The 18,975-nt window shown below is 54.6% G+C and carries 19 protein-coding genes and 1 tRNA gene; 6 read left to right on the top strand and 14 right to left on the bottom strand.

Annotated features, from left to right (window positions below; genetic code table 11):
* Positions 1-62 precede the first annotated feature (62 nt).
* Positions 63-506, bottom strand: coding sequence for a glycosyltransferase (locus tag N4R57_16335; protein ID UYV36555.1), 444 nt, complete (start codon positions 504-506; stop codon positions 63-65).
* Positions 507-584: 78 nt separating this feature from the next.
* Between N4R57_16335 and N4R57_16340 the strand changes: the two genes are divergently transcribed.
* Positions 585-1,331 carry a folate-binding protein gene (locus N4R57_16340; GenBank protein ID UYV36556.1) on the top strand — a complete coding sequence of 249 codons (747 nt, stop codon included), beginning with the start codon at positions 585-587 and terminating at the stop codon, positions 1,329-1,331.
* A 341-nt stretch (positions 1,332-1,672) separates the two neighbouring features.
* Here N4R57_16340 and efp read toward each other — a convergent pair whose 3' ends face one another.
* Entirely contained in the window at positions 1,673-2,236 is a 564-nt protein-coding gene (efp, locus tag N4R57_16345; GenBank protein ID UYV36557.1) for an elongation factor P, read from the bottom strand.
* Between the two features lie 212 nt (positions 2,237-2,448).
* Here efp and N4R57_16350 point away from each other — a divergent pair, with 212 nt between their 5' ends.
* On the top strand, positions 2,449-2,769 hold the full coding sequence (locus tag N4R57_16350; GenBank protein ID UYV36558.1) for a DUF6280 family protein: 321 nt from the start codon (positions 2,449-2,451) through the stop codon (positions 2,767-2,769).
* A gap of 159 nt (positions 2,770-2,928) precedes the next feature.
* The gene (locus N4R57_16355) at positions 2,929-4,392 is read left to right on the top strand and encodes a cobyric acid synthase (GenBank protein ID UYV36559.1); all 1,464 of its coding nucleotides are present in this window, start codon (positions 2,929-2,931) and stop codon (positions 4,390-4,392) included.
* Between the two features lie 2 nt (positions 4,393-4,394).
* Here N4R57_16355 and N4R57_16360 read toward each other — a convergent pair whose 3' ends face one another.
* The 3 genes from N4R57_16360 to N4R57_16370 all read right to left on the bottom strand — a co-directional run bounded on the left by N4R57_16360 (position 4,395) and on the right by N4R57_16370 (position 7,713).
* The gene (locus tag N4R57_16360; protein UYV36560.1) at positions 4,395-5,429 is read right to left on the bottom strand and encodes a hypothetical protein; all 1,035 of its coding nucleotides are present in this window, start codon (positions 5,427-5,429) and stop codon (positions 4,395-4,397) included.
* An 85-nt stretch (positions 5,430-5,514) separates the two neighbouring features.
* Positions 5,515-6,954 (bottom strand): TolC family outer membrane protein, encoded by a 1,440-nt coding sequence (locus N4R57_16365; protein ID UYV36561.1) that lies wholly within the window; start codon positions 6,952-6,954, stop codon positions 5,515-5,517.
* A 105-nt stretch (positions 6,955-7,059) separates the two neighbouring features.
* Complete coding sequence (locus N4R57_16370; protein ID UYV36562.1) at positions 7,060-7,713, bottom strand: protein-L-isoaspartate O-methyltransferase; 654 nt, start codon at positions 7,711-7,713, stop codon at positions 7,060-7,062.
* 246 nt (positions 7,714-7,959) lie between these two features.
* On the opposite strand from N4R57_16370, the gene N4R57_16375 reads away from it, so the two are divergent.
* Positions 7,960-8,033, top strand: a tRNA-Cys gene (locus N4R57_16375).
* Between the two features lie 183 nt (positions 8,034-8,216).
* Here N4R57_16375 and N4R57_16380 read toward each other — a convergent pair.
* The 9 genes from N4R57_16380 to N4R57_16420 form a co-directional block, all read right to left on the bottom strand.
* Entirely contained in the window at positions 8,217-8,456 is a 240-nt protein-coding gene (locus N4R57_16380; protein UYV36563.1) for a hypothetical protein, read from the bottom strand.
* A 111-nt stretch (positions 8,457-8,567) separates the two neighbouring features.
* Positions 8,568-9,035, bottom strand: a complete 468-nt coding sequence (locus N4R57_16385; GenBank protein ID UYV36564.1) for a hypothetical protein — start codon at positions 9,033-9,035, stop codon at positions 8,568-8,570.
* Positions 9,036-9,221: 186 nt separating this feature from the next.
* A protein-coding gene (locus N4R57_16390) for an IS3 family transposase (protein UYV36565.1) occupies positions 9,222-10,573 on the bottom strand; the annotation gives its coding sequence in 2 pieces (ribosomal slippage) (positions 9,222-10,237 and positions 10,237-10,573; 1,353 coding nt in all).
* 218 nt (positions 10,574-10,791) lie between these two features.
* The gene (locus tag N4R57_16395; protein UYV36566.1) at positions 10,792-11,100 is read right to left on the bottom strand and encodes a hypothetical protein; all 309 of its coding nucleotides are present in this window, start codon (positions 11,098-11,100) and stop codon (positions 10,792-10,794) included.
* On the bottom strand, positions 11,087-11,392 hold the full coding sequence (locus N4R57_16400; GenBank protein UYV36567.1) for a hypothetical protein: 306 nt from the start codon (positions 11,390-11,392) through the stop codon (positions 11,087-11,089). Before N4R57_16400 ends, N4R57_16395 begins: the two co-directional genes overlap by 14 nt.
* Before the next feature lie 645 nt (positions 11,393-12,037).
* Positions 12,038-13,093, bottom strand: a complete 1,056-nt coding sequence (locus tag N4R57_16405; GenBank protein UYV36568.1) for a reverse transcriptase family protein — start codon at positions 13,091-13,093, stop codon at positions 12,038-12,040.
* Positions 13,094-13,338: 245 nt separating this feature from the next.
* Positions 13,339-13,491 (bottom strand): hypothetical protein, encoded by a 153-nt coding sequence (locus N4R57_16410; GenBank protein ID UYV36569.1) that lies wholly within the window; start codon positions 13,489-13,491, stop codon positions 13,339-13,341.
* A gap of 206 nt (positions 13,492-13,697) precedes the next feature.
* Positions 13,698-14,528, bottom strand: a complete 831-nt coding sequence (locus N4R57_16415) for a hypothetical protein (protein UYV36570.1) — start codon at positions 14,526-14,528, stop codon at positions 13,698-13,700.
* 253 nt (positions 14,529-14,781) lie between these two features.
* Positions 14,782-15,138 (bottom strand): thermonuclease family protein, encoded by a 357-nt coding sequence (locus N4R57_16420; GenBank protein ID UYV36571.1) that lies wholly within the window; start codon positions 15,136-15,138, stop codon positions 14,782-14,784.
* A gap of 796 nt (positions 15,139-15,934) precedes the next feature.
* Between N4R57_16420 and N4R57_16425 the strand changes: the two genes are divergently transcribed.
* Positions 15,935-16,396 carry a hypothetical protein gene (locus N4R57_16425; protein ID UYV36572.1) on the top strand — a complete coding sequence of 154 codons (462 nt, stop codon included), beginning with the start codon at positions 15,935-15,937 and terminating at the stop codon, positions 16,394-16,396.
* 111 nt (positions 16,397-16,507) lie between these two features.
* Positions 16,508-18,919: a PAS domain-containing protein gene (locus tag N4R57_16430; protein ID UYV36573.1), complete on the top strand. Its 2,412-nt coding sequence runs from the start codon at positions 16,508-16,510 to the stop codon at positions 18,917-18,919.
* Positions 18,920-18,975 lie beyond the last annotated feature (56 nt).

Genomic DNA, 18,975 nt, shown 5'->3' on the forward strand with positions numbered 1-18,975 from the left:
AACGTCTTCCATCAAAGGGATGTCCTGAAACCCGTCCACAGCGTCATAAAGCGCGCGCGGGATCAAAAGCCCCTGATCGCCAAAGGGCAGCCCAAGCGCCCCAGCCCGCAGATTTGCCCAGCCAGCAACCCATCGCGCCGCGCCCCGCGCCGGTCAAACTCAAGCGCGAACCAGCCGGCCTTGTCACTCTGCTGCTCGATATGGTCGCGCACCGCATCGCTCCAGCCCGGCGCAAGCTGCGTATCGGCGTGTATAAACAACAGCCACCCGCCCTTGGCCGCCTTGGCACCGCGCCGCAACTGCCCCCCACGAGAGGCGGCGCCAGCGACCAATTCCGCACCGGCCGCGTCCGCAATCTCAAGCGTCCGATCCGTTGATCCGCCGTCTGAAATCACCAGATCGCGGATTAGCCCGGTTTGAACGCCTTCCATCAAGGCATGAAGACAGCCGGGCAAGCTTTCTTCAACATTCAATGTAGGGATAACTATGGAAAGGGGCGCGCGCATCACTTCTCTCGTCTGTGGCTCTGTTCATTGGCCTCTCGCCGTCTATATTACACTCTGGCACAGGACGGGAGAGGCTTCATGGCGCGCAAAATCTATCGTATCACCGGCTCGGATCGCGAGAGCTTCCTGCAAGGGCTGGTCACAAACGACGTGTCGCGCCTCAAGGACGGGTTGGTCTATGCTGCCTTACTGACGCCCCAGGGCAAATACCTTGCCGATTTTTTCCTCGCCCCTGCACCTGATGCGATCCTGCTCGACATTGATGCCGACATCGCGCCCGCAACCATGCAACGGCTCACGATGTACAAGCTGCGCGCCGATGTGATGATCGAAGAAACTGCGCTCCATCTCCATCGCGGAACTGACACCCCACCCGACGACGGGTTTGCAGACCCGCGCCACCCCGCCATGGGCTGGCGTGCCTACCGCGAAACCGCCCCAATCGCCACCACAGAGCAACCCGATTGGGAGGCCTTGCGTGTCGCGCATATGATCCCCGCAACCGGGCGCGAACTGACCGCGGACAGCTTCATTCTTGAGGTTGGATTTGAACGGCTCAACGGCGTCGATTTCCGCAAAGGTTGCTATGTCGGTCAAGAGGTGACCGCCCGCATGAAGCACAAGACCGAGCTTCGCAAAGGTCTGGCTCGGCTTCGCCTGTCTGGTCCCGTGACTCCCGAAACACCGCTTACCAACAATGGCAAAGCCGCCGGAACCGTGCATACGGTCGCTGGCGAGCAGGCCCTTGCTTTCTTGCGGTTCGATCGTGCCGGTGAGGGGCTGGAAGCCGATGGAGTCGCCGTCACCCGCGACGACACCCTCTAAGCCTGCACCAACCGCGCCCACGCACCCCATAAAAAAGGAAGCGAGGTCAGCTTGAACCAACCTCGCCCTTCGTGGCGCACCGGAACCGAAGGTAATTGTTATTCTATCTCCCACGAAGTCCAGATGCTGCAATCCGGGGCGTCGACCGTTTTACAAAAATACTCGTTAACATCCCCAAGCACTCGATCGTCGGGATTGCGCATCCGGTAACATCTTATGCCGCACCACGCCGGCCCGGCGTCAGGGGAAAACGGGCGTTAACTTCCCATGTTGATTCCATTGGGCACTAAAAAAGGCCCTGCCAGAGCAGAGCCTTTCTCACTTTTCAATCTTACGTCACGTCACGCGCGTTCGGAATATTCCATGGTTTCGGTGTTGACCACGATGTCTTCATCCTGCCCAACAAACGGCGGCACCATCACTTTGATACCGTTATCAAGGATCGCTGGCTTGAAGCTGTTCGCAGCGGTCTGGCCTTTGACGACCGGCTCGGTTTCCGCGATCTTGCACACCACTTTTTGCGGCAGAGACGCGCTCAGCGCCTCAGCCTCGTGAAACTCGACGACGATGGTCATGCCGTCCTGCAAGAACGGACGCCGCTCACCCAAGATGTCCGCAGGCAGCTCGATCTGCTCATAGGACTCCGAGTCCATGAAAACCAGCATACCATCGTTTTCATAGAGAAATTGCTGGTCTTTCTGTTCCAGCCGCACGCGCTCGACCTTATCCGCGCTTCTGAATCGCTCGTTCAACTTGGAGCCATTGCGCAGGTTTTTCATCTCCACCTGGGCAAACGCTCCCCCCTTGCCGGGCTTCACGTGGTCCACTTTCACGGCCACCCAAAGGCCGTCATTATGCTCCAGAATATTTCCGGGGCGGATCTCGTTTCCATTAATTTTTGGCATTTGGCTAAACCTAGGCAGAAGGTTGATCGGAGTTTGGTCGCACCTATATATTGCGCAAGGGTAGAGGGCAAGAAGACGAGATATCGGGCCCTTTCTTCAAAAGCTATGCAAAATTTGCATGCAAGATATGCACTCCGGGGCTACCCGAATCGTTGGAAAGACGTCATAAGAGGCTTCACGCCGGAAAATACAAGAGCAAAAAAGGACGAAACATGAAAGATTTCGTTGACGGCACGGCCTTCAATAATGAGCAAGGCAACCGTGCACGTAAACTGTTTGCAGCCGTCGTACTGGCTGCGCTCGACGATGCAATCGCCGATGACAAGAAGTATGGCAACGGGCCAGAGCAAATCGCTCGCTGGGCGCGCTCGCGCGATGGGCGCGAAGTGCTGTCCTGCGCCGGGATCGACCCGAATGAGCGCGTTGTTCAGGGCTTGATGGAATTTGTCGGCAAAGGTGTGCGCACCTCGGTCGCGCTGTCGCGCGAAGAGAGCGAGCGCCGCAATGCCGCACAACAGGCCGAAGCGGCCTAACCGGCGAAGACAACAAAACATCTCCAACGGATCACGTTGTGAAACCGGCTCCTTTCTCTCAGGGGCCGGTTTCCATTTGTCCGGCTTGAAGGTCCTTCTTGCCTTCCCCTGCCCGCCCCTGTTTCGTATGCAAGCAAAAGGCATTTTGCGGGGGTGAGCGTGGCTAAGTCCATCATGATTCAGGGCACCGGTTCGAACGTGGGGAAATCCATGCTCGTCGCCGGAATCGCCCGTGCGTTGGTCAATCGTGGGCTGTCTGTCGCCCCCTTCAAACCGCAAAACATGTCGAACAACGCGGCCGTAACGGTCGACGGAGGGGAGATCGGCCGCGCTCAGGCACTTCAGGCCCTCGCTGCCCGCCGCGCGCCAACTGCCGATATGAACCCGGTTTTGCTCAAACCCGAAACCGACATAGGCGCGCAAGTGATCGTTCAAGGCAAACGCCAGACAACTCTCAAGGCCCGCGATTATGCCAAGGCCAAGCCTGAGCTCCTCTTGGCCACGTTGGAAAGCTTCCGGCGGTTAGCCGAAACGGCTGACATTGTGCTGATCGAAGGCGCAGGCAGCCCCGCGGAAACCAACCTTCGCAAGGGCGACATTGCCAATATGGGTTTCGCCGAAGCGGCAAACGTGCCGGTGATCCTTGTTGGTGATATTGATCGCGGTGGTGTCATCGCCCAGATCGTCGGCACCAAAGCCGTGCTTGCTCCCGCTGATGCCGACCGGATCAAAGGCTTTGCGATCAACAAGTTTCGCGGTGATGTGAGCCTGTTTGACGACGGCCTCACCGACATTTCCAATCACACCGGCTGGCCCTCGCTCGGTGTGTTGCCATGGTTCCCTGATGCATGGCGCCTGCCAGCCGAAGACGTTCTCGACCTCCAAAGCGGCCCCGGTTCTGCAACTGGCACCGACACCTTCAAAATCGCCGTGCCGCGCCTCGCCAGAATCGCGAATTTCGACGATCTCGATCCGCTCAGCACCGAACCCGGGCTCAGTGTTGACATCATCGAAGACGGTCGCCCGCTTCCGGTTGACGCCGATCTTGTGCTAATCCCCGGCTCGAAATCCACCATTGCCGACCTCGCCCATTTCCGCGCTCAGGGGTGGGACATCGACCTCGCCGCCCACCTGCGCCGTGGCGGGCATGTTTTGGGTATTTGTGGCGGTTATCAGATGCTTGGCCAAACCATTGCTGACCCCGAAGGGATCGAAGGCGCGCCCGGCTCTGTGCCGGGTCTTGGCCTGTTAGAGATCAACACGGTCATGCGCCCCGAAAAACACCTCAACCTGCGCGACGCCACCTATCTCCCCACCGGCGCTGCGGTGCAGGGGTATGAGATTCACATCGGTGAAACTACCGGCGCTGATTGCGCGCGTACATGGCTCTCTATCGCTGGCACGCCGCACGGGGCTGCCTCAAAAGACGGTAAGGTGATGGGCTGCTATCTTCACGGTCTGTTCTCTGCCGATGCGTTCCGTGCGGATTTCCTGCGCACCATGGGCGGCTCGGCCTCAGCCTCCTACGAGGCTGATACCGATCGCGTCCTTGATGCGCTGGCCGCACATCTGGAAACGCATTTCGACCTTGATTTGTTGCTTGATCTCGCGACCGAGGCCTAACCTCAATCCAGCTCGCGAGCCGCCAGCGCGCGGTGAATCTCACGGCGGACCAGTTTACGCACGTTTCTGGTGATCCGCTCGCCCAAGGAGCCTTGAAGCTCGCGGCGAACGATTTCGGACACCATATCGCGCAGCATTTCCTCGTCGATGACCGTATCTTCAGTGACAAACAGATCGGCGGCGGCGCCTGCGTCATCGCCCTGCTCTGCCTCATTCAACGACGTCCGCTCTTCGCCCGCGGAGGCCGTTTTTGCATCGTCCTGCATCGCGGCTTTGCCCCGTTCCGGGGTCTTTTCCGCATCGGCCAGAGACGTTGCAAAAGACGCCAAATCAATTGCCGGTTCGGGCGTGTTATCCACCAGCACTTCGGCCTCTTCCACATTCAGTGGCGCATCTTGTTCCCACCCCTTGAGGGGCATCGCGCTATCTTCCCAACGCAACGCATCCACTGGCGCACCGGCGTTGTCATCATCGCCAAGCCCGTCGGGATCCCAATTGTCATCGCGTTCGGCCACAGCGGCTTCCAGCCCGGCAATCCGATGCTCCAAAGTGGACAGCTCCCCGCTGTCCCCTTCATTCTCAACATGCGAGAATGACGGCACCGCACCGGCCGCATCACCCTTGTCCTGCGTTCCCGCGGCGGCTTCATCGCTTACCGCGGCTTCAACAGCGTCGTGTACGGCATCTTCAATCGCAAGCTCCAAGGCTGCCTTGTCAACGGCGTCGTCGACCGCTTCCTCCAAAGCTTCATGGGCTGCCTGACCGTCTTCGATCGGCGCGGAACTCTCTTCGCTGGCGCTCGGGGCATCATCACTTGCGTCCTCACCCACACGCAGCGCAGGCGTCAGAACCAACAATTGTGCTTCCTGCCGGGGTTGTGCTTTGGGCGCATCCCCGGCCACACCACCATCCGCCGCATCAGCATTATCGTCAGATACATCCTCCGCCCCTTGCTCCGACGGGCGCTCACCGCGCGCGTTTTCCGAAACAAGTCGACGGATAGAGGACAGAACGTCCTCAATTTCCAAATTGGTCACGGGATCAGTCATTCGATTATACCACTACTCGCCTCGCCCCGATTGTAGCGCGGGGTCAGGATTCTCACAACAGATAGGGCGAAATTTAGTCTTTACCCAGTTTCCGCAGCACTTTGTCCAGCTTTTGACCCTGCTTACTATAGAGCGCCGGGGCAGTCTTAACCAAGTTATAGTATGCTGCAGGGTCATATTTCGGCACGTTAAGCTTCATCCGGTCAGCCGTCAGCCAACCCATTGCCGCAAGCAAAGCATAGGCGGCAGCATGCTCATCAATCGTGGCAGAAATCAGATTCGCCCGCGCGTCCAGCAGCTCCTGTTCGGCATCCAGCACATCCAGCGTCGTGCGCGCGCCCAACGTGGCTTCTTCGCGCACACCGCGGAATGCAATTGTGCTGGCCCGCACTTGACGTTCGCTCGACAAACGGGTCGCGCGCGCCACCTGAAGCTGCGCCCAGGCATTGCCAACGTTCAGCGCCAAAGCGTGGCGGGTCTGGTGCAGCCCTGCCCGCACGGCATCACGTTGCGCCACGGCTTTGCGCGACAAAGCAGCGAGTTGCCCGCCATAATAAACCGGACCGCCGACTGTCACACCGACCGAGCCGCCGTTGGAATAGTTTGGACTGTTGAACCGCTGCGTCAAACCATACTCACCCGTCAGCTTCACGGTCGGCTTCATCGAGCCTCGCGCCGCAAGAATCCCAAGCTCAGCGGCGGTAACCTCGTGTTGAATCTTGATCATTTCCGGATGAAACCGCAGCGCCGCCGCCTTGGCGCTCTCCACCGATTTCGCTGTGGTTGGCACACGCGGTGGCTGACTAAGCCGGCCGGGTTTACGCCCAACTGCGGCGCGGAACTCTTCCACAGCCTGCGCCAGCCCGCCTTGTGCAGCGGCAAGAGCAGCCCGCCCGCCAGCTAGCCGCGCCTCGGCGATCGACACATCGGTGCGGGTCACTTCACCCACTTCAAACCTGTCGCGTGCCGCCCGCAACTCCACCGTAATCACCCGCACGTTGTTTTCACGCAGGCGCACAAATTCATTGTTGCGCAGCACTTCAAGATACGCGATTGCAGCGCGCAACAGGACCTGCTGTTCTGCCGCCAAAAGCGCTTGGCGCGTGGCAAGCACCGTCTCTTTGGCAATGTCGATGCCAAATTTGCTTGTCCCGAAATCCCAAAGCAGCATTTCGGCAGACAGCCCGAGCGACGTGGTCGTTCCGCTGGAACGGGACACATTCAAATAGCCGGGTGTCGTGATGGTGGGGCTAACAAATGTGCCGGACTTTGACCTGCTGTAGACCACGCTGCCTGACCAACTGATAATCGGTTTCAACGCGGCATAGGCCACTGCCACGTCCTCGTCCGCGGCGCGCAACAACGCGCGGTTCTGATCAATCAGTCCGTTGTGCTCATAGGCCGATGCCATCGCATCAGCCAGCGATTCAGCAACCACCTTGACCGGCCCAAGCGTCATCGCCACAGCGATCCCAACGACCGCCAGCCTCGCTTTCAAACCGAACACAGCCATGCCTCTACCTCGTCTTTTGTTGCTTCGCCCGTGAGAGCCTTGCCTGTCATAGTCCTGCCGGTCACTGTGCCGAATTAGTCGTCACTCGGCTCGGCACACCTGCAGTTAAAGTGTGAATGCCGCATGGCGCTCAAAGCCCGGCAAAACCGGAGCGCCCGCATTGAATGCAAAACGCCAGCTCATTTTTCCATCAATCTTGTATCCAATGCGAACGATTCCCAGCGCACCTTGGGCAAAAAGAACCGCCATTCGACCACCATCCTTGAGCTGGTCACTCAAGGCCTCGGGCAAATGCTCAACCGCGCCCTCGACGCAAATCACGTCATAGGGCCCGTGCTCGGCTGCCCCTTCTGCTAGGGCACCCACATGGCTGATCACATTATCCGCACCCTGGTCGGACAAAACGGATTGCGCCTCTCCGGCCCAGGCTTCGTTTTCTTCCAACGCAACAACCGCCGCCGCCATCCGCGCAATAACCGCCGATGAATACCCAAGAACCGACCCCACATCCAAGACCAGCTCGTCACTCTGAATATCGAGCGCGTCCAACATCTTGGCCAAAGTTCGCGCTTCTAAGATGACCCGACCATTTCCAAGGTCGATGTTCTCACCCACATACGCCGCTTCGCGCTTGTCATCCGGCACGAAGGCTTCTCGCGGGATAGCCAACATCGCGTCGATTACAGGGAATTTGGTCACATCGGATGGGCGAACCTGAGTGTCCACCATCATCGTCCGGCGCTCGGAAAAATCTGTCATGCTATCAGGCCTGTCCGGTTGAGCAGAATCTTATCAGCGGTTCTTGCATATATACCTGGGCGCGGCAATGTCTGACGACAAGAGCATCTGCGCTATCCTCGCTGCATTCGACCGATTTTCGGATTAAGCCGCTTCCTTGTGCATCGCTGAGGCGATCGAATGTTCAATAACGCGGTGAAAACCCTCACTTTGCGGGCTGGACAAGCCTCAAGAAACCAGCAATAACGCGGCCCTGATACCACGGACGGCGAGTTGGCGGAGTGGTGACGCAGCGGATTGCAAATCCGTGTACACCGGTTCGATTCCGGTACTCGCCTCCAATAAAATCAATAGCTTAGACAGGAAACAAGGTGACGCCAACGCCTGAATTCCGCTATGTGTAACCACATTGTATCCACACCGGTTACAAATTCTTAGGTTCAATTGGTTGTAGTTAGGTAGCGCTGGCAGCACTCGCTCCAATCCGATCGCACGGTCACGACGGTGCTGATCGCTGCAAAAACCTAAAAATATGGCTCACCATCAGTCTCATCATCAGCCTCAGCTTCATCCAGACCAGTGAGCGCATCACGAATTTCCGCCAGAAGAACAAGTCCTTTATCGAGTGCCAGGAACAGGATGCCCGTCACAATGGCAGAGAAGCCCGTCGCTGACCAAAGTACTTCACTTTCGTTTAACCCCATCCAAACCGCGAGACCTCCTGCAACGATTGCCAACCATCCCATTAAGTTCAAAATAATCACATTGCGCCCTTTCAAGAAAATTCGATTTCTGCCTTTCTCTGAAGCTAAGTTAGTACAGGCTACTGTGCACTCAAGAACAATGAAACTCTTTCTGCGCAGTCGCTTCGGTGTTCAATGGTCCAGATGAACCGACCCTGAAAACATGTTGGCGGGCCTGACGTATTTCTGACCATCCCGAATGGAAAGCTGTTCGATTACATGCTCCACCCAGCCATAGAACGCATGAAGGTCATTTTGATCAGCGAAAGTTTTGCGTCCCTCATCAACGCTGAAGCGCCACATTGTATTGAAAAAGCAGTGCAGAAAGAAAGGATGATGAAAAAGATTAAGGCCATCGCGACCCAGGCCATCGGTAATGGTACAATCTTCGTCACTTGGGCAGAACCGCAAGTGGTCGAATTTTAGCGCGACCTTACGAGCACCCTTCAAAGCAGCGCGGCCATAGTGATCCCGAAAGCCAACATCAGTGAGCAAGCCATGTTGGGTTACCCAAAGATGTTGATGTAGTATCCAAGCTACATCTTTGAGTTCATCAGACTTAATCAATTTATAACCGCGAATGGATCTTCTGTTTTCCATAGCAATACCTTTCAAAGTCCGCCCCGCTGAACATTCCAAAGGGAGCCAGACTGTTCTTCATTCATATCTTGCGTGACCATTGGGACGGAAAGCCATTCGAAGGGCGTCCAATGTGTCAGTCGTCATATAAAATGGGACATCAGAGCGGCTTGAACATTGGAGGCTCTGGTTCGGTTGCGTGATTGATTATGCGGCTTGTTTTTGATGTTGCAAGCGGCGTTGTCGGATCGTCAGTTTCTTGATCTTCTCCCTTTCTCTCAGAATGGCTTTGTCCCGTCCAAAGTAGACGTCGGCGGGTGTGACGTTATTCAGGCTCTCGTGGTAGCGCTGGTTGTTGTAGTAGTCGACGAAGGCCCCGATCTGTCGCTCGAGATCACCGGGCAGGTAGTAATTCTCCAGCAGAACACGGTTCTTCATGGTCTGATGCCATCGTTCTATTTTGCCTTGGGTTTGCGGGTGGAATGGCGCTCCGCGAACGTGGTCCATCTTCTGATCCTCCAGCCATTTGGCCAGATCGCCAGAGATGTAACAGGATCCGTTGTCGCTGAGCAGACGGGGTTTGTGTCGGACCACGGCCTGGTCGCAGCCCGATGCCTGAAGCGCCAGCTCGATCGTGCTGGTCACATCCTCGGCCCGCATGTTCGTGCAGAGCTTCCAGGCGATGATGTAGCGGCTGTAGTCGTCGAGGATGGTGGACAGGTAATACCAGCCCCAGCCAATGATCTTGAAGTAGGTGAAGTCAGTCTGCCACATCTGGTTGATGGCGGTGGTCTTGTCCGTGAACTCATCGGCGGCCTTGATCACCACGTAGTCCGGCGCAGTAATCAGATCAGCGGCTTTCAGGATGCGGTAAACCGATGATTCAGAGACAAAATATCGCTTCTCATCGGTATATTTAACGGCCAGCTCGCGTGTGGTCAGTGCCTCATGCTCCAACGCAAACTCGATCAGATCGTCACGGCGGATATCAGGGATGCGGTTCCAGACCGACTTTGGACGTGGCGAACGATCTGCCAAGGCATCCAAGCCACCTTCGACATATCGGTCATACCATCGGTAAAATGTGGTGCGCGGGATGCCCAGCATATCAAGGGTCTTCTTGGTTGGCAGATGCGACCCTTCAACTGTGCGAATGATCTCCAACTTCTCGGTTGCTGGATACCTCATTCCTCGAACTCCCCAGCCCCTGTCATGCTTTTTTTGAGCAGACGGTTTTCCAAGGTGAGGTCGGCCACGCATTCCTTCAGGGCCATGGCCTCAGATCTCAACTCCTTCACCTCAGGCGATGTCGCTTGACGCGCCGTGTCGCCGGAAAGACGACGCTTTCCAGCCTCAAGGAATTCCTTCGACCAAGTGTAATACAGGCTGTCAGAAATACCCTCGCGGCGACATAACGCCGAGATGCTTTCCTCCCCGCGCAATCCGGCCAAAACAATGCGGATCTTCTCCTCCGCCGAGTAGGTCTGGCGGGTCTTGCGGCGGATGTTTTTGACCAGCTTGTCAGCTGCGCCTTTCGATGTTCCGGGCTTCTTGTTCATCTTCGCTCCTTAAAGGCTACGATGAACCAGAAACCCTCCGTTATTCAAATCCTCATATCTGTCCCATAGGTGCTGACGTCAGACACGCGCCGGGTTTGTCTCGCGCCAACCCAAGTCAACACAATGCTCCATGAGAACACGAAGCACACGCAGGGAGTAATTCGCGAAATATGCTCGACTGGCGTTCGCATCGCGCAACCGGATCACGTCCTTTCGCTTCATATTAGCGGGGTTTGCGCCCCCATTATGGAGCGAAAGAAATCCAGATATTTGTCATAGTCCAGCGCCGTGCGAGGCTTTAGCCTGCGGTAACGCGGCGAAGCCCTATAGTCATCAATAAGAGCGCCAAAATTGCGAATATTGACGCGCGAAGGCTCCGCCCTTCCCGCTAGAATATCAGCGTATTCCTTCCAGAATTCAGGTGTCCCAAATTCGTTGGCAAACTTCTTTGTGGGCCAACCCCGCCGCTGAAAGTAAAGCCCGTTCCGTTGTTTGTAGACGTGCTTTGGAAGTTCACGTTTTGCCATGGCGCATATCTATCCTCTCAAATTCATCACTCTCTTTTTCCTCAACGAGAAACAGTTCGATTTTCCGACCATCGACAGATACGCGGCTGACCGACTTCCCCGCACGCTCAAACGTGCGAAGAAGCTCCAGTGCTTTTTGTTCTATCCCTGCCCTTGCCATCGGCTTCGCCTTGAGGTCCTCAAATTTCCAACTGTTTGCGCATCCAAACTGGCTGAATGTGCGACTGACGCCCATGCAAACGAGCGTTGTTGAAAATTTAGGCCGGACCTGATTCGCGGGCAACAATGCCAAAAAAGTTTTCTGCGACCGTCCAAAAATTCTGTCGCTAAGTGCATACAGGGAACCGCGACATTTGCGCAACAAATGGGGCAAAAACGCGCTGAATTCTTCTCGGTGCGTGAAAATTTTTCTTGACGCTATTTTGGCGCAAAATCGGTCATCTCAAGATACGCGTTTCTGTCGCTAAGTGCATACAGGAACAAGGGGGGAGTATGCTTCCCGCCTCCTGACCCTTCGATATTTTGATTCTCCGGGATCAGGAGGCTCGCGTCAACGCTTCAAGCAACGGCGCTGGCGCTCAAATCAAGGAGCAGTCACAGCGCGCGACAGAAGGCACCGCGCACCTTTCGGCACCTTCACCTACCCAAACTAGCCCGAGAGGCGATCTAAACGCACCTCAGGCCGCCTACGACGCCTTTCGCGGCAGGGCCGACGATCTACTGTTGGCAATTAGGGGCGGGAAGCCGACTTTCGCTGCGGTCTGCTACAAGGTCTGCTATGTGCAGCAAGAGAGGTTTGGAAAGTCGGGAGGTACAGCTTGGACCAAAGGTCGTGGACAGCCCAAATCAGACCGTTGTCGACAGTCTGGATTGCTACGGTGCTGCGCGTCATTTCGGACGTTCGCTGCAGACGTACTGCTAAATCCGAGATATGAAACTAAACTCTGGTAGGACCATACTTAATACGAAGGCTTTTTACGCGTTGCTGCGTTTTCAGCATCTGAAGATTGCCTGGCTCAACCGTTGCCCAAAACTGCACTCTACCCTCCAAATGATCTATATAGTTTGGAAAGAACAGTTTACGCCTCGATATGTGAGCGGAAAGACCTGCAGACCAGACGAAATACACGTCTTTCTGTATCTCTCGTCTGAAACGACGGGTGACCCGAACTGAACCCGATGTAATATCTAAGCCCGTGACAATTTTCCTCTCGCCTTCACGTAGGAAACGAACTTTCTTTTCATTTACTTCAAAGCCCTCAGATTCAATGATTTCGAATAAAAGTCGACGCACTCCAATTGGAATTTTCTTTCCAGATATAGCTATATCGTCTGCATATCTTGTATAGCGCAATCTGTTTGCTTTACACAGACGGTAAAAACGAGTGTCCATACTTTGACACACTATATTGCTCAATGACGGGCTCGAAGCTGCACCTTGAGGTAATTTATCGTCAAGTGTACAAAGTTTGCTCAACATATACGCAACATTCTGAGGATAGCCTAATTTTACAAAGACATACATGATCCGCCGAAAACTGATCGAAGGAAAAAAATCCTTGATATCTATTTTTAGCAACTCATCCCTACCGCAGTGCATTCTTGCATTATCCAAAATTGAATAGTTTGGCCGGAAACCTGTTACACAATTTGGCAATTTTATCGAAGCCAGAACATTGTCGGCAATCCAGCGCTGCGCTTCGAGCAGTGACGGATAAGGAGCACGAATCTCTCGACTTCCTCCGGACCTCTTCTTGATTCTGAAACTCCGATAGAAACTATCTGTTCCCTCCATCATTGCAGTCATCGTTTGGAGGTCTCTTCCCAACAGAAGTGCAAGATGTTCACGTTCAAAAATTGGGGGGATATCTTGTTTGATACAGTCGCCAACAAACGGCAAGTAAGAATTCACCAGATCTTCGCGAAGTCCGACATCCCGAAAATAGCGCTCCCATTGGCCTACCTTCGATGTATGTAATGGAACGATCGACACTACTTGATCAATTCGATGCTTGCATCGCTGCCATATGAGAAGCGAAGTGGCTTTGTTTTCGAATAGAAAACAAAGACATCTTCGAATCACATATGGAGCCTTCGGAAGAAGAGCTCACGGGAACTTGGCTTTTCGAGTAACTCGAAAAACGAGTTCCCGCCAGGTTATCGCGGACCTTAACCGTAGAAGCGACTACACTTCTAAACGCTAGTGCCGACCGTCCTTGTGCCTTCATACCAACTAGATCACTCATCGCCAACTCCAAATTTTGCCTTTGATAGTTTAGATATTTTTGGAGCGTAAGGTTCAAATGGAGCGACAGTATTTGCAAGAAAGTGCTCTGGCACATCCCGCCAGCTTCGTTTGCCATCAAAAGCAAATAAATGTTGATTCTCCATGATCCAACCCCTTCCCCTTGACGTAAGGATTAGTGTTGAAGCTCGCTGCTTAAGGAAACCATGCTTTCTGAGCCTTCGAAACGCACTGACAGTGGCGCCCATAGACAGGCCGAGCTTTGCTGTGATACCGGCTACAAAAATTCCATCAGGCGCGCGTAAGGCTTGCCTAAGAAGAAGAAGGTCGATCTTGGCCAACTGAACATCAGTCAAAGTTCAGCCCTCTCCATGATAGTGTGCCTATCTTTATTGGCCACATCAATCGGCCACCAAAAGATAGGGAAATTTGAGTTTGGGGCGTTGTTCCCCTTAATGAAAAACAGAGCTTCGGATTCGCCGTGTCCGAAGGATGGAAGATTGACTTCACCAATAACGGGAGCGAGCTCCTCTTCTAAGCGTTTCATATTTGCAATTGTCTCAGCTAATTTCTCACCGTCAAAGTGCCCACTAATCCCAGCTTTTATTTTATTGCAAAAGTGAGTGTTTGGCCATGTTTCGACCACTCTCTCATGGGCCTTGTCCATGCCAAACATAAGACAGATGTGAGGTATCGCTTCGACGCCCTTGCTTTTTGCGCCGTTCATGATTGATTTCATCCGAATTTCGATTGTGCCGCCTGTTCCGGAGAAATCATCAACCAATACAAACCTCGGATATTCCTGAATGTATGTTTTTTTAAGATACTCCGGAACGCTATTGAATAGTTTGACATTTGAGTGTTTTCGAAATTTGAGCTTCAACGATTGGACCACTGCTTGGGAGCTATCAGGACTTTCGCCCCAAGCCATACCCACAATCGCAAGAGGTGATCCATCGTCCACATTCTCCTTTATATGTTTAGCCATCAAAGCAAGGTTTCCAGATAGTTGATTTGAAGTCAGAACAATTAGGTGCTCCATAGTGTGTGCGATAACTTCAAACTCATTTGAGTTTCGACATAGGCGAACGAGTTCACGAATTGGCTCCTCGAAGTCTTCAAGAACTTCCCGCCTTAACATGAGGTTGAATAACCACTCATCAACAAAGTTGTCGTCTAACAATTTTAGTATTTCCCCTGTCTCACGAATACTCTTTCGGGACCTCGAAAACTGTGCCCATAGCCTGACGGTTGCACAACCATAGGCCGGTCCTTTAGTGTCGAGCAATCAATTTCGATGAAAAATATTGGGCGGTGGCAATATTTCCGCCCCGACCTACGTGAGCAACCGTCGCGCTCTGACGGCAGACAGCATGTCGGCTATAGGCTGGGAGCGGTCGTTAGAGGTCTTGTGCACCAAGGTCCGGAATGGGCCGTTATTTATGAAAAACGCCCATATGCCCGCGCTGCCTCGCGGCAGCTTTCCAATGCTTTGTTCTGGCACCCTGAGGCTCTAAATGCCTATATTTGCCACCAGAGAACTTGGGCCAATCCAAGGCATAGCCTCGTTTCACCATTTCCGCACTGAGGTCTCGCCCATCGGGAAGATAACAGGTGGCAACCAATCTATCGTATGAAATATCCGGCTCAATCTCCGCCGTGATCGTTTGACCTTTACACAAGTGCACCAATTCCCACTTAGCCTTCTTGCCCCAAGGGTGATCCAGCTCAGGCGCGTCAATACCGGCAAGCCTGATGCTTACTTTTCCAATTCTAATCGTATCACCATCCACGACATAACATTTGCCAGTAAGCGTTGTTTCGAGAGGAGGATCACTTTGAGGAACTACTTTCGGGACGGGCTTAGGAGGTGACCTATATGGGTTTGGCCGCGTGGCCAGTTGACGAGCCTTGTTGTCGGGCGTGTACGGGCCTCTCTGCACTGATTTCGTAACGCGAGAGTTTCCCCTGAAAAAAAGTCGAATGAATAATTTAAACACAACTTTGCCTATTAGCTGCTTTGCATAGTCACGAACGAGCCTATCGCCCAATCCAAAATATTTAAAGAGTTCCAGAAACGGCCGCTTCCTGTGCCAGATTTGTTCGCAAGCTGCCCCTTGTCAGACCCGCAAACATAATACCTATCAAGTCTTTTTAGCCTCTAAACATTCACGCTTTGTCTCGCGGAAAATCGCCCTATGTCTAAACAAATATGCGATTAAAATCAGGCGCATACCTAGTCTTGCAAATCCGTGTACACCGGTTCGATTCCGGTACTCGCCTCCAAAATCAAGCGGCTAAGCCAAAGCCCTCAACATACAAACTGGCGCACCCAAAAATCCTGCTATGCGGTCTGATCGCAATTGTTGCGACTGGTTGGCTCTCTCAACCCAGAGGTCGGCCCCAATGACGCCTGCTATGCTCAAGCCAAGCACCTAGGTGTAACACTAAGATGTAGGCGTCATCTTTACCATCAAACCCTCGAAAAGCTCGGATGGCCCACAGGTTGAAGTGGTGCCATAATAGACAACTTAAAAATTGTAGTCTTCGTTCGCATCCTCTGCATGGTAACACTGTTTGAGTTAGCCTGTGCAGGACTCCCACCAACCCATGTTTTATTCTATTTTTCAAAGCTTAAGTAGTGTCACGCTGGCCGGCCTGGGTTGCTTTTTGATTTTCGTTTCGCCGCGTCTTCAGGGGCGCCTGCGGTTGCAACAAGCCCTCATCGGCTTCGTTTTTGGCGTTTTAACCATCGTTCTGACCTCGAATGCATATGTGATGCAAGACGTCGGCGGCCCCATTGATGCCAATGCCGGTCCGTTGATCTTTGCTGGCTACTTGGGCGGGCCGATCGGGGCCGCCATTGCGGCGTCTCTCGTTACAATTGCTCGTGTTCAATTTGGCGGCCCTTTCGTTGCAATGGGGCTCTATGTCCTTTTCGGCTTTATCCTGTCGGGGCTGCTCGTGGCACGCCTGCGGCCGCCGCGCCCATGGCCGATGCCGCCTAGTAATGCCATTGGCTTTCTCGTTTTGGGCTTCGTTTTCTTTTAGTATTCGCCGCTGCTTTATCTTGTCCCGCGCGGCATTGTTCCCCCGACCCTTACCGCCGCCTTTGTTCGAACCGCCGCCATAGCTGTGGCTGGCATTTGCTCTATCCTGATAATGTGGTGGCTGCTGCGGGTCGCCCACAATGCCGCCCGCGAAATCCGGCAAAACACGGATCTTGCCCAACGCCTTGAACTCGCTATGCGCCATTCCGGCATGGGCATGTTTGAACACATCAACGGCGCGGAAAACGCGCATTACGACGCCGGGATGATCGCGATCTATCAACTCGATCACCAACCGGGAATGGTGCCCGTGGCCGATTGGTTAGAGCGCGTTCACCCCGATGACAAACCGCAACTACTACAGGCATTACGGCAAACCTGGTCGAGCGAAAAAATCTATGATCAGGTGGATTTCCGCGCGATCCGTCCGAATGGAGAGGTGCGCCATGTGCGCGCCCAGTGGGTTACAGAAATGGACGCCACTGGCAAACCTGTCCGCTTCATCGGCACTCATGCGGACCTGACAGAAATCCGCAACGCGGAACAGCAACGCCTCGTTGCGACCAACCAACTGGCCTCTATCGCCGAAAACCTGCCCGGCGCAATGGTGAGCTTCGACGCCAAAGGCGCACAGCTGGGTCTGCCGACATTTGTCAGCCGCGGGTGCGCGGACATCTGGGGATATAGTCAGGAAGAAGCCTCTGCCAATCCCTCGCTGCTATCCAGCGCGTTGGCCCCGGAGCACCGCCAAGAACTGGACGATTTGCTGATTGATTGCGTTACCTCCGGCAAAACAATCACCCATCGCCATCAAATCACCCATCGCGATGGACGCCGCCGCTGGCTTGACCTGCACGGCAGCGCGACCCCGATAAGCAAGGGCAAAAAGCGTTTGGATGTGATCGTGCTCGACGTGACCTACGAGGTTGAACACGAACAAGCCCGTGCCGAAACTGACTCCCGGCTTGCCTATATTCTGGCCCACCTGAAAGGGGCGGCCAACTCATACACCATTCCGGCAGGACACGAGATGCCGGGCCCCGACGACAAGATCCAATTTTTCAACCGGGACGCTTGCTTCAGGATTTTTGGCATCGAGGCCGACGAGGCCGAAGCTGACGCCATGAAGCTCTGGAGCTTGATACGAGATAAAGACACCGTGGACGAGATGATGCTGAGCCTCGCAAAAGCCACCCGCAATCTCGAACAATGGCACGCGATCATGCCAATCGTGACTCCACAAGGCAAACATCTCTGGATCGAATTGCGCAGCCAGCCAAACCGGCGTGACGATGGATCAACCCAATATTTCAGCCTCATCCTTGATGTCACAGAACAGGTCGAGCGAGAGCAAGAGCTTGAGCACCAAAAAGAGCTTAACCACCGCGCACAAAAGCAGCAAAGCATTGGCCAGCTGACCGGCGGCGTCGCGCATGACTTCAACAACCTGCTTGCGGTGATCATGGGCAATCTAGAGCTTCTGCGCCTTGACGAAAACGACCCGGACAAGATCCAAAAGATTGATGCAGGCATCGGTGCAACCCGGCGCGGCGCCGACCTGACCAGCAGCATGTTGGCCTTTGCCAAGGAAGCGCGGCTGGAACCGCGACCCGTCAACCTAAACGAGCTTGTAAGAGAAACGCGCAATTGGGCGGGGCGCGCTTTGCCCGAGACCATCGAAATCGAAACCTCGCTCTTGGGCGGGCTGTGGACCATTGAAGCCGACCCCGCCTCAACCGAAGCGGCGCTGCTGAACCTGATATTGAACGCGCGTGACGCCATGCCTGATGGTGGCAAGCTCACAATCGAGACGGCGAATATCCGAATTGATCAATCCTACATGGATTCCCGCACGGTTGAAGTGCCCTCGGGCCGATACACGATGCTTGCCGTGTCCGATACGGGTTGCGGCATTTCTGGCGAGCTGATGGCGCGGATATTTGAACCTTTCTACACGACCAAGGGGCTCGACGCCGGGTCCGGGCTCGGCCTGTCAATGGTTCAAGGCTTCGTCGAACAGTCCGGCGGCACGGTTCAGGTCTACTCCGAGCCCGGCAAGGGAACGACCTTCAAACTCTACTTTCCAGCAGTCAAAACGACCGCAAGAGAGATCGCCGCCTCTGAGCCCCCTGCCCTGTCCCCGCCCTCAGGGACACACCGCGTCTTGCTTGTCGAAGACGAAGAGGCCGTTCGCACAGTTCTGGCCACAATGCTGGAAATGGAAGGCTATCGCGTGTCCCAAGCCATGAACGGTGACGAGGCTTTGGCCATTTTCAAAGCCGACCCCGGTTTCAATCTGTTGGTGACTGACATCGTCATGCCCGGCAGTTTGCAAGGCCCCGGACTGAGCAAATCTTTGCGGGCGCTCAAGCCAGAGCTTCCGGTTGTCTTCATATCTGGTTACGCGAGCGAAGCGACGGTTCACGGCAATGGGTTACGCCCCGAAGACGTCCGCTTGATGAAGCCGGTGCAACGCCGCGATTTTCTCGCAGGCGTCAGTCAGGCCCTAAGCACGCTCGGTTAAAACGGGTCGCGACATGGGTGCAGATGGCGCGCTGCACTGGTGACGGATCACTGGTG

The sequence above is a fragment of the Rhodobacteraceae bacterium D3-12 genome (assembly GCA_025916135.1).
GTDB lineage: Bacteria > Pseudomonadota > Alphaproteobacteria > Rhodobacterales > Rhodobacteraceae > JAKGBX01.